Source organism: Pedobacter sp. ok626 (assembly GCF_900100435.1).
In the GTDB taxonomy this organism is placed as follows: domain Bacteria; phylum Bacteroidota; class Bacteroidia; order Sphingobacteriales; family Sphingobacteriaceae; genus Pedobacter.
Genome location: NZ_FNEX01000012.1, coordinates 48,247 through 60,453, shown reverse-complemented (window position 1 = coordinate 60,453; position 12,207 = coordinate 48,247). Strand labels below are relative to the sequence as shown.

Sequence of the window (12,207 nt, the reverse complement as noted above, 5' to 3'; positions counted from 1 at the left end):
ATGAGTAAGGATTTAAATATGAAACCATTTTTAAGAGAGGTAGCCGAGGATTTGGTAACGCAGCTTGGCGACAACTTGCAGCACGCTGCCATCATTTTTAACAATAAGCGCCCGGTGGCCTACTTACAAGACCATCTGGCAAAAATCATCAATAAGCCCTTCTGGAGCCCTTCTTTCTTTACGATTCAGGAGTTTTTTGCCCTTTCTTCTGAACTGAAGGTCGCGGATGCTTTTACGCAGTTTTTTACTTTATATCAGAAATACAATGAGCTGGTATTGCTAAATGGCGAAACCAAGATAGAGCCTGCTAAGTTTTATCCCATCGCCAGGATTATTTTGAGTGATTTTGCTCAGATAGATAATGATTTGGTGAATGCCGGAAAGCTATTTGAACAGCTGGAAGATTTTGCAGAGATAGATGCTCAGTTTGATTATTTAAGTGAAGAGCAACAGGAATTTTTAAAGGGTTTCTGGAGTTCTTATTCTGAAGGGAAACATAAAAAACAGCAGGAGCAGTTTATCAAAATGTGGGGACGAATGCCGGATTTGTATCATGGCTATCATGAAGCGTTGAAAGAGAAAGGACTAACCACGATGGGGCATATTTACCGACAGTTAGCTGAAGGGAAAGCAGGATTGCCCAAATTTACAGATCCTTATTCTAAATTGGTGTTTGTGGGCTTTAATGCCTTAAGTAGGGCCGAGGCTGTGGTATTTAAGCGTTGGCAGGATCAGGCAAAAACCCTATTCTACTTTGATACGGATACCTATTATATGAAGGATACGTTGCAGGAGGCAGGGCTATTTTTAAGAAAGAACTTTGAGGTAAACGGCCTACTGAATGCCTTGGGGGCAAGTAAAAGCCTAATCAAAGCGAACCCAAAAACTGTAAATGTTTATAAGACGCAAGGGCAGGTTGCACAGGCAAAAATATTGAGTACTGCACTTCAGGCCGATTATCCGCAGTTAAAAGCTGAAAACAATGCCGGTAAGATTGCGCTTATCCTTGCGGATGAAAGTTTGCTTTTACCCGTATTGCAAACCATTCCTACGCATTATCATGATGGCACAGAAAAGCATCCTATAAATATAAATGTTACAATGGGCTACCCATTGGTCGCTTCTTCTATTTTTGGCCTGGCCGATTTGTGGTTAAGTGTACAAGCCCAATTGATCCAGGGAGAAAAAGATACGGTTTATCATAGGGAGGTCGAGGCCTTTTTGTCCCACCCACTTACGGGAATTAGTGAGTTGACGCGGAGTAAAATTCAGCAAAAGCTGTTGGCGGAGCAATTGGCAGAAGTGCCTTTGTCGAGGTTGCAATCCCAGAAGGGCTTGTTGGCGATGTTTTTTACCAAAGTTGAAAATAGTGCTGAAGCGACAAATACCTTGCAAGCCATTTTTAAGCATATTCTTGAGCAGCAGTTGGCCAATAAAACATTGCGCCAAACAGAGGCCGATTTGTTTGTGGCGGCCATTAAAGAGCTTAATCGACTATACGACGCCTTAAATACCTATTTGCCAGGTTTAAACAGTTCGAAGGAATTGTCGTTTATTTTATCGCTTATTCAAAAGGCGGTGCAGGGGATCGCGGTGCCTTTATCAGGAGAGCCACTTCAAGGTATTCAGGTGATGGGATTGCTGGAAAGTAGGAGTCTCGATTTTGATCAGGTATATATTTTAGGGGTCAATGAAGGATTGTTGCCTCAAACGAGTGTTTCTCCGAGCTTTATTCCAGATAGCATCCGTAGGGCTTATGGTCTACCTGTTCTTGAAAATCAGGATGCCATTTCAGCCTATATGTTTTACCGTTTGCTACAGCGCTCTAGTAAAGTGAGTTTGGTTTATAATGCGCAGGCAGATGATACCAATACGGGGGAGCCAACTCGATTTTTGAGACAATTGGAGTACGAGAGTGGTTATACTTTTAATTATCTGGAGCATAAGCAAAGTATCTCTACAGAGCAGAGAAAGCCGGTTATCATCCATAAAGATGAAAAGGTGATGGCAGTGTTGAATAAGTACCTTACAGGTGAAGCTCAATTATCTGCATCAGCTTTAACATCTTATGTGAATTGTCCTTTACAGTTCTTTTATAAATACGTGGCCAGGATAGAGGAGCCAAAAGAGATTTCGGAGAACCTGGAAGCCAATTATATTGGTTCTATGTTGCACTATGTGTTGGAGACTTTTTATGGAGATTTGATGGCTGAGGACAAATTAATCACCAAAGAGCGAATCACTGAATACCGTAAAAAGGTGCCTCATCTGGCTGTAAAAGCTTTTGCGCAGGTGATGTTTGAAAATGAAAATCATCAGGTAAGCCATAACGGAATGCAGAAGGTGGTGTTGGCTATTGTTGAGGAATATGCCAATCTGATTTTAGATTATGATGAGAATGAAGCTCCTTTTGAGGTTTTAGCCTTAGAGAAAAAGGATAAAGTTGATTTTAAATTTAAAGTTAACGGTGTAGAGCAAACCATCATTTTACATGGAATTATTGATCGTATAGATCGTAAAAATGGGATTACGCGGATCGTAGACTATAAAACGGGTAGCGATATTTTGCGGTATAGCAATTTGGCAGATGTTTTTGATACCAACAGCAACAAACAAAATAAGGCGCTAATCCAGACGCTATTTTATACCTACGTTTTTGAAAGGGCAAATGCGCTTGAGCAGGTTGAGCCTAATCTGTACAGTATTCGCAACATGCGTAAGGAAGGTACGTTTTTTATTGAAGGCAAGGAGAAGCTAAAGCTAAACGGAGCAAAGTTGGAAAGCATAAAAGAGGAGTTTATTGGTTTCTTAGAAGGTAAACTTGCCGAGCTGTTTGATGAAGGTCAGCCCTTTGTACCAACAGAGAATGAAGCTGGTTTCGCATTTTCTCCATATTTAACTCTGTGTGGAATGTAAAATGCCAAATTATTTTAGCCGATTTGAGGCTTCTAAAGTGTAATTAAAACACTACTTTATAATTGCATTACAATACTTATATTTGTGCCAGTTAATATTTGAATATACAATGAGAGAGATTCAATTTAGAGAAGCTTTGCGTGAAGCCTTAAGCGAAGAAATGCGTAAAAATGAAAACGTTTTCCTTATGGGCGAGGAAGTTGCGCAGTACAATGGCGCTTATAAAGTTAGTCAGGGTATGCTTGATGAGTTTGGCGAGAAACGTGTGATTGATACACCGATTGCTGAGTTAGGCTTTGCCGGTATTGCTATAGGTGCTGCAATGAACGGATTAACTCCGGTTGTAGAATTTATGACTTTTAACTTCTCTCTGGTTGCTATAGATCAGATCATTAATGGTGCAGCTAAAATGTTGTCTATGAGTGGTGGACAGTTTCCTGTACCAATCGTATTCCGTGGCCCAACAGGTAACGCGGGTCAGTTAGGTGCACAGCACTCTCAGAATTTTGAGAACTGGTATGCAAACTGCCCGGGTTTAAAAGTTGTAGTTCCTTCAACTCCTTACGAAGCTAAAGGATTGCTTAAACAAGCTATTCTTGATCCGGATCCAGTTATTTTCATGGAATCGGAAGTCATGTACGGTGATAAAGGTGAAGTTCCTGAAGAAGAATATTACCTGCCGATTGGTAAAGCCAATGTGGTAAAAGAAGGTACTGATGTAACCATCGTTACTTTTGGTAAAATGCTTACTCGCGTGGTAAACCCTGCGGTTGAGGAATTGACTAAAGAAGGAATTAGTGTTGAAGTGATCGATTTACGTACTGTACGTCCTATTGATTATGCTACAATTATTGAGTCTGTTAAGAAAACCAACCGTTTAGTGGTTGTAGAAGAAGCATGGCCATTGGCTTCAATTTCTTCTGAGATCGCATTTAATGTTCAAAAGAATGCTTTTGATTATTTGGATGCTCCAATCTTACGCATTACTTGTGCAGATGTACCATTGCCTTACGCACCTACACTTATTGCAGCTAGTTTACCTAACGCAGAAAGAGTGGTAAAAGCTGTTAAAGAAGTAATGTACGTGAATAAATAAAACCCGTGGTTGCTCTTCTGAGCACATTATGATATAGAATCCTGTCGGTAATTCCGGCAGGATTTTTTTGTTAACCATAATTTATTTTAGGATGTCAATTGTTAGGTTTATTTTTGGCGGCAATTGTACGTTGGGAGATCAAACAAAACATAAATGAGCAATCATTCTAAAATCATTGCTGCTGAATTAGCAGTAACGGAAAAACAAGTTATCGCTACTATTGAATTACTGGATGGGGGAGCAACAGTTCCTTTTATTTCACGGTATCGGAAAGAGGCGACAGGAAGCTTGGACGAGGTACAGGTAGCTGGTATTCGCGACAGGTTTCAGCAATTGAGGGAGTTGGACAAGCGCAGAGAGGCTATTTTAAAGGCACTTGTAGCACTAGACAAACTTAGCCCGGAATTGGAAGCGCAGATCAATGCAGCGACAGATATCGCAACGATAGAGGATATTTACCTGCCTTATAAGCCTAAACGCAAAACAAGAGCTTCTGAGGCTAGAAAAAAGGGATTAGAACCTTTGGCATTATTGATACTTGAGCAAGGGAAGGTATCGCCGGAAACTGAGGCTGGTAAGTTCTTAAATGACGAGTTGGGTGTAACGTCTTTAGCTGATGCATTGGCAGGAGCCAGGGATATCATTGCGGAGATGGTAAATGAAAACGTAGAAGCGAGAACTGCTATGCGTCATTATTTCCAGCAAAAAGCAGCTTTTAAATCTACTGTAATCAAAGGTAAAGAAGAAGAAGGTATAAAGTATAAGGATTATTTTAACTGGGAAGAGTCGCTTAAAACGGCACCATCCCACCGGGTTCTGGCTATTCGCCGGGGAGAAAATGAAGGTATTCTGAAGTTGGACGCAATGCCGGCGGAAGAAGGTGCCTTGGATATCCTGGAACGACAGTTTGTTAAAGGTAACAATGCTTGTGCTGCTGAGGTCAAAATGGCTGTTCAGGATAGTTACAAACGTCTGCTTGGTCCTGCAATGGAGACTGAAATCAGAAGTGTTTCTAAAGAAAAGGCTGATGAAGAAGCTATCCGCGTATTCGCTGAGAACGCACGTCAGTTGTTGCTTGCTGCGCCAATGGGACAGAAGAATGTGCTAGCTATAGATCCTGGTTTCCGGACTGGATGTAAGGTGGTGTGTCTGGATAAGCAAGGCAAATTACTAGAAAATACAACCATTTATCCGCACACTGGGCAGGGAAATGTTAAAAAGGCAGCAGAGATACTTACAGCGCTTTGTGCTAAATATGAAATTGAAGCCGTTGCTATTGGTAATGGTACCGCTGGTAGAGAAACTGAGGTTTTTGTTCGGGGATTAAATATTCCGGGCGTTATGGTCGTGATGGTGAGTGAAAACGGAGCTTCTATTTATTCTGCATCAGAAGTTGCGCGCGAAGAGTTTCCAACACAGGATATTACGGTAAGGGGTGCTGTTTCTATTGGTCGCAGGTTAATGGATCCATTGGCTGAACTGGTCAAGATTGATCCTAAATCGATAGGTGTAGGACAGTATCAGCATGATGTTGACCAGAATAAATTACAGGCTTCCCTTGATGATACGGTAATGAGCTGCGTAAATGCGGTAGGTGTTGAGTTGAATACAGCCTCGAAGCAGGTATTGGCTTATGTCTCTGGTTTGGGTCCTCAGTTGGCGCAGAATATTGTTAATTATCGTAATGAGCATGGTGCGTTTAAAAACCGTGAGAGCTTAAGGAAAGTGCCTCGTTTGGGTGATAAAGCATTTGAGCAGGCTGCTGGTTTCTTAAGAATTAGAGATGCTGAAGCTGTTTTAGATGCAAGTGGTGTGCACCCTGAGCGTTATGCTTTGGTTCATAAAATGGCAAGGGATTTAAATTGCAGTGTAAATCAATTAGTCAAAGATACTGATCTGCAAAAGCAGATTAAGCTTCAGCAATATGTAAGCGAAGAGATTGGCTTACCCACCTTAAATGATATTCTTGCCGAGTTGGCTAAACCGGGAAGAGATCCTCGTGAGCAGTTTGAAGTGTTTAGCTTCACGGATGGGGTGAATGAAATTGCAGATCTGAAAGTAGGAATGAAATTACCAGGTATTGTAACTAACATTACCAATTTTGGTGCATTTGTAGATATAGGTGTACATCAGGATGGTTTAGTGCATACTAGTCAGATTTCTGATAAGTTTGTCAGCAATGCCAATGAGGTTGTTAAAGTGCATCAGAAGGTAGAAGTTACCGTGGTTGAGGTTGATGTGGCGCGCAAAAGGATTTCCCTTTCTATGAAAAAAGAAGTGGGTGCTAAAGCTAAGCAAGATTATAAAGGTGGTGATAGATCTAAAAATCCTGCGGGAAGGTCTTTCGCAAAGCCTGATCAGCATAAAAAAGTAGCAGCTAAACCTCAGCATAAGGCAGGGCAGAAAGAAAAGGCACTACCTGATGGGGATTTGCAATTGAAATTAGAGGCCTTGAAAAATATGTTCAAGTAATCGGAGAAAATAACCGTTCTCTTCAGAGGCTGCATTACTTGTCGCTGAAGAAGCTCCAAGAACGCTAAGGCCTCTTCTGAGAAGGTAATTTTCTTACTTACAACACAAAAGGCAGGGGTTGAACTCCTGCCTTTTGTGTTGTAATGTTTTTTGTAGGGATTGATCTTTCTTGGGATCGATTTTATCCGAAGACTTTTAGTGTTTCGTCAAAAGCTGCCCAAACCATGTATGGGTGAGAATCTGTATGGTATACTTCGCCGCTTGCGCTAATGCCAATAACACCGGCAAAGCCATCAATGGTAGCTAATTCCTGAAATGATTTATCACAGGCAGCTTTAAGGGTAAAACCGTCGGTTACGCGGGTGACAATCTTAGCGGCAAGGCCAGCGCTTACAATGTCTTCGCCAACTCCTGTGCAGGAAATGGCTGCATGTTGGTTGGCAAAGTTGCCTGCTACAGTCGCGGAGTCGCTAACGCGACATGGGATCTCAAAGCCTTTACCTCCAGTAGAGGTCGCTGCGGCAAGGTTGCCGTATTGATCTAAAGCAACGCAGCCAACAGTTCCTTTGCGTAAGGATTCTTCTCTTTTGGTTTCGTATTCCTGCTGGCGCTGCGGAGTTATGGGGTTGTAAAAGTCGAAGCCGTTTTTGCGGGCAAATGTGAGGGCGCCATCTCCGCTTAACACACGGTCATCGTAAGCCAGTAGCTTTTGTGATACCTTTATTGGGTGTTGTACGTTCTCAATATTAATTACCCCGCTAAACTTTTGGGTTATCCCATCCATTAGAGAGGCGCTTAGCCTTACCTTGCCATCACTTTGTATTTGCGAACCCAGGCCGGCGTTAAAAAGTTCATTGTCTTCCAATAATTCCGTTGCAAAAACGACGGTTTCTAAAGCTGTATGTGTTTTTAGATAGTTATAGGACTGTTGGGTAATATTAGACAAGGCATCCTGTTTTGCTTTTTTGGTCTCTTGATTGGTTGCCGACTCACTGAAAAAGCCACCATGAATAATAATTTTCATTTGCTGTTAGTCTATTGAAACTGATTTTGGATGGTGTATAGTGAGTTTGTGTAAGTTAAGGTCGTATACATCGCCGGCAGACATCGTGTGGACGGTCAAGTTACTGATGGATACCGGTTGCCCCATTTCTACATCCGTAAGGTTGGTGTCGGTGATATTTCTACCATCGACCAAGATTACCATGCCTGAGCCAATGGCCTCCATGGTATTGCCGTTTGAAATGTATAAACCTGTATCTTCTCCCAAGCCTATGCCCAGAATTCCAGGGTTGCTGGCAGCTGCATATAAAAGTCTGCCTATACGTCCTCTCTGAACGAAATGAGTATCTACAATTACGCCGTCAATAAAGCCTAATCCACCCGTGATTTTTACTTCTCCTTTTAACAAGGCGTCTTTGCTGCTGCCTTGGTAGATCATGTTTTTTGAGCTGGCTGCTGCTCCGGCAGATGTGCCTGCAATGACAATCGTCTCGTCTTGATATTTGTCGAGTAGAATTTGATGAATTGAAGTGCCACCAAAGATAGAAGATAAGCGGAGTTGATCGCCGCCGGTAAAGATAATCACATCTGCTGCCTTTACACGAGCACAATTTTCTGCTGCGTTCGCATGCTCTCTATTGGCGATATTCAATACCCCAACATTATGAACCTCAAGTTGGGCAAATGCTTTGATGTACTCTTCGCCTACTTTTTCGGGTATTAATGATGCGGTAGTGATGATTTCAAAACGCGATTCCTTATCCTTTGATGATTCAGTTGTGATTCTTTTTAAAATGCCCCTTTCAAAAAAGTTCATATTCTGAGGTAATCCAAACATGGTTTCTGTGAAACTCCCTGTATTTATCGCTCCTCCTATAATTATTAATTTCCCTTTTGGAGTCATTTTGCCTGTAATATATTATCAATAATTCCAAATATATACGCAATAGTGTAAAATCCGCCATTTTTATTAATAATAATGGGATTTATTTGTGGTTTTTTGAGTGGTTTTCCAGATTATTTCCTTGTAAAAAATAGATGTAAAGAATCGATATTGGCGTAGTAATTTATTAGAAAAATATACCCAACTTTAATGTCTCCATTTGACCGTATCAAGATAACTGTAAGATATTCCTATAATATGGTCACAATCAACACATAAAAGAACAATTTCAATATGAATATATTAGGCATACAAGTGCTCCGTGGACCGAATATTTGGTCGATTAGAAGAAAGAAGTTAATCCAGATGCGTTTGGATTTGGAAGAGATGGAGCAGCGGCCTACAAATGTGATTGAAGGTTTTGGTGAACGGATAGCAAAGTTGCTGCCTAGCTTATATTCCCACCGTTGCTCCAAGGGTGCGCCTGGTGGTTTTCTAGTTCGTATTGAAGAAGGCACCTGGATGGGGCATGTGATTGAACATATTGCGCTGGAAATCCAAACTTTGGCAGGAATGGATACGGGTTTTGGAAGAACAAGACAGACTAAAACAGAAGGTATATACAATGTTGTGTTTAGCTATATCGAGGAGAAGGCTGGCTTGTATGCTGCCGAAGCTTCGGTTAGAATTGCAGAAGCATTGATTAATGATCAGGAGTATGATCTGGAGGCAGATATCCAGCGAATGCGGGAATTAAGGGAAATAGAGCGTTTTGGCCCAAGTACCGGTTCAATTGTGGATGAGGCTATTTCAAGAGATATTCCCTGGATAAGGTTAAATAAAAGTTCTCTTGTCCAGTTGGGTTATGGTAAGAATCAGGTTCGTTTTAGAGCGACGATGACAGAAAGGACCAATAGTATTGCTGTTGATATTGCTTGTAATAAAGATGAAACCAAGAGGATTTTGCAGGATTCTGCTATTCCTGTGGCCAAGGGGGTAACCATTTCAGATGTCGCGGATTTACCTGATGCTATTAAAAAGCTTGGTTATCCGTTGGTGTTTAAGCCGCTGGATGGAAATCATGGTAAGGGTGCTTCTATCAATGTGCTGACGGATGAAGCCGCTGCTGCGGCTTTTGAATACGCTAAAATCTATTCGCGTAAAATTATTATTGAGCGTTTCATAACTGGATATGATTTCAGAGTTTTGGTTATCGACCATAAAATGGTTGCTGCTGCCTTGCGTGTTCCGGCTCATGTAACTGGTAATGGACAAGGAACAATGCAAGAGCTGATAGATAAAGAAAATGAAGACCCTAGAAGGGGGTACGGGCATGAGAATGTTTTAACGGAGATTGGTGTTGATCGCGATACGCTCGATTTGCTGGAAAAGAAAGGTTATACTTTAGAGACTGTTCCGCCGAAAGGTGAAATTGTTTACCTAAAATCTACGGCCAACTTAAGTACAGGTGGGACATCCATAGATGTAACCGATTTGGTGCATCCTCAAAATATATTTATTTGTGAACGTATTTCCAGGGTTATTGGCTTGGATATTTGCGGAATTGACATCATGGCCGAGAACCTTACTCAGCCTTTACCTGAAAATGGTGGGGTTGTATTAGAGGTTAATGCTGCACCTGGTTTTAGGATGCACCTGGCTCCAAGCGAAGGTTTACCTAGAAATGTTGCGGCTCCGGTAATTGATATGCTTTATCCGCCAGGTAAATCAGCCAGGATTCCTATTGTGGCGGTTACTGGTACCAATGGAAAAACAACGACAACCCGACTTATTGCGCATATTTTGAAAAGTAATGGTACCAGAGTTGGTTTCACAACTTCTGATGGTATTTATGTGCAGAATACGATGCTGATGAAGGGGGATACAACTGGGCCGATTAGCGCTGAGTTTATTTTAAGAGATCCTACGGTTGAAATTGCTGTACTGGAAACTGCTCGTGGAGGTATTTTAAGGGCTGGTTTAGGCTTCAATCAATGTGATATTGGTATAGTGACCAATATACAGGAAGATCATCTTGGGATTTCGGACATTCACACATTGGATGATCTGACCAAGGTAAAAGCTGTGATTATTGGCTCGGTTAAGAGAGGTGGTTGGGGAGTATTAAACGCAGATAACAAATACTGTGTTAAAATTGCGGGCAATGCCGATTGTAATGTGGCTTATTTTAGCATGGACGAAAATAACCCTGTTATTGTAGAACATAGTAAGAAAGGTGGCATAGCGGCGGTTTACGAGAACGGTTATATTACGGTTAAAAAGGGCGACTGGAAGATCAGGGTAGAAAAGGTAACACATATTCCTTTAACCTTTGGTGGAAGCGTGGATTTTATGATCCAAAATGTATTGGCTGCTACACTGGCTACTTTTTTATGGGGGTATAAAATTGAAGATATCCGCATGTCGCTAGAAACCTTTATCCCTTCTGCGGCTCAAACGCCAGGGCGGATGAATATTTTTAACTTTAAAGAGTTTAAGGTTTTGGTTGATTTTGCGCATAATGCAAATGGTTACAACGGCATAAAAAACTATCTGAAATCTATTGAGGCTACGGACCATATCGGTGTAATTTCTGCTACTGGGGATAGAAGAGATGAAGACATCAGAGAAACAGGACGCATCTCTGCTCAAATGTTTGATAAAATTATCATTTGTCAGGAAAAATATCTGCGTGGACGTGTTCCTCAGGATTTGATCGATTTATTGCTAGAAGGAATTGCTGAGGTGAAGCCTGATATGGAAGTTGTGATTAATAACAGTGGAGATGATTGTTTGAAATATCTGATGGCTACTACTAAATCAGGGTCATTCATTACAATCTTGAGTGGTACAATTGATAATGCGGTGGATAAAGTATCTGAATATCTGGATAAGGAGTTGGGCGTTTAATCGGACTTTGGAGTTTTAATGTGAATCCAAATAATAAGAGGATACTCAGTTGAATTGAGGGCCCTCTTATTATTTGAAATTGTGTAGCTTATTGTCAATCCTTTTCAGTTCCAGCGATCGACCCGAATAGTGCCTTGATAATTGCGACAACAATGGCTAAAAATGCGGCTGCCCAAAATCCTGAGGTATGAAATCCTGACATTACATTGGAAACTAATAAAATCATTAATACGGAGATGATAAAGGAAACCAATCCAAGCGTTAAAAAATTAACGGGAAAAGTGAGTACCCGTAGAATAAATCCAATTGTGGCATTGGCGAGTGCAATTAAAAGAGCTGCGATGACAGCTGACCCGAAGCTGTCTACTGTAACGCCAGGGACCAAATAGCGTGCTCCAATAAATACAGCAAGTCCGGTCAATAATAATTCTACAATAAATCTCATAATGTTTAATTTAGCGGTATGGTTAAAAGTTTTGTTAAGCAGTTCGGTGTTTTTTTCTTTGCTTTTTTTTTGTTTGCCTGTTCATCAGCAAATAACAAGCCACTTTTAATAGATTTTTCTGCAGATAGTTCGGCTATTGCATTTGACAATATCGATCGCGCCGGGTTGTTGCAATTGCAAAATGAGTCCTCTGGGACAGATTCGACACTTAATGGTTTGGTCTCTGTTCTGCAAACGCCATCCGATCAGGATTCTACACTAAAAGAGCTCCCAATCGAGGGTAGGGTTGTAGTTACTGATACTAATCTTGTTTTTATTCCTAAAATGCCTTTCGTAAAAGGAAGAGATTATTTAGTTATGACTCATTTGAATGCTCGGTTTGGAAGTGTAAAAGAAATGTTGAAAAACGACTTGAAGCCTGGGGTAAGAGCTCAGCAGCAATTACTAACCAGATAGGAACATTTCAAATATTAGAACTCATTG

Annotated in this window: 8 protein-coding genes; 5 read left to right on the top strand and 3 right to left on the bottom strand. The window is 41.1% G+C overall.

All coding sequences use genetic code 11. The features are described from left to right. From BLS35_RS16685 to BLS35_RS16675, 3 genes are all read left to right on the top strand, one after another. Positions 1 to 2,916: a PD-(D/E)XK nuclease family protein gene (locus BLS35_RS16685; RefSeq protein WP_254778941.1), complete on the top strand. Its 2,916-nt coding sequence runs from the start codon at positions 1 to 3 to the stop codon at positions 2,914 to 2,916. 109 nt (positions 2,917 to 3,025) lie between these two features. After that, positions 3,026 to 4,012: a pyruvate dehydrogenase complex E1 component subunit beta gene (locus BLS35_RS16680; protein ID WP_090783126.1), complete on the top strand. Its 987-nt coding sequence runs from the start codon at positions 3,026 to 3,028 to the stop codon at positions 4,010 to 4,012. Positions 4,013 to 4,165: 153 nt separating this feature from the next. After that, on the top strand, positions 4,166 to 6,484 hold the full coding sequence (locus BLS35_RS16675) for a Tex family protein (RefSeq protein WP_090783124.1): 2,319 nt from the start codon (positions 4,166 to 4,168) through the stop codon (positions 6,482 to 6,484). Positions 6,485 to 6,665: 181 nt separating this feature from the next. On the opposite strand, the gene BLS35_RS16670 is transcribed toward BLS35_RS16675, so the two are convergent. Both BLS35_RS16670 and BLS35_RS16665 read right to left on the bottom strand, forming a co-directional pair. After that, complete coding sequence (locus BLS35_RS16670; RefSeq protein ID WP_090783122.1) at positions 6,666 to 7,508, bottom strand: isoaspartyl peptidase/L-asparaginase; 843 nt, start codon at positions 7,506 to 7,508, stop codon at positions 6,666 to 6,668. Between the two features lie 6 nt (positions 7,509 to 7,514). Continuing rightward, the gene (locus BLS35_RS16665) at positions 7,515 to 8,390 is read right to left on the bottom strand and encodes a cyanophycinase (protein ID WP_090783120.1); all 876 of its coding nucleotides are present in this window, start codon (positions 8,388 to 8,390) and stop codon (positions 7,515 to 7,517) included. 273 nt (positions 8,391 to 8,663) lie between these two features. Here BLS35_RS16665 and cphA point away from each other — a divergent pair, with 273 nt between their 5' ends. Beyond that, positions 8,664 to 11,279 (top strand): cyanophycin synthetase, encoded by a 2,616-nt coding sequence (gene cphA, locus BLS35_RS16660; protein ID WP_090783118.1) that lies wholly within the window; start codon positions 8,664 to 8,666, stop codon positions 11,277 to 11,279. A gap of 94 nt (positions 11,280 to 11,373) precedes the next feature. Here the strand turns inward: cphA and BLS35_RS16655 are convergent, their stop codons facing one another. Further along, positions 11,374 to 11,724, bottom strand: coding sequence for a phage holin family protein (locus BLS35_RS16655; protein ID WP_090783116.1), 351 nt, complete (start codon positions 11,722 to 11,724; stop codon positions 11,374 to 11,376). A gap of 18 nt (positions 11,725 to 11,742) precedes the next feature. On the opposite strand from BLS35_RS16655, the gene BLS35_RS16650 reads away from it, so the two are divergent. Then, a complete protein-coding gene (locus BLS35_RS16650; RefSeq protein ID WP_090783115.1) occupies positions 11,743 to 12,180 on the top strand; it encodes a hypothetical protein in 438 nt (145 codons plus the stop codon). Positions 12,181 to 12,207: the final 27 nt, after the last annotated feature.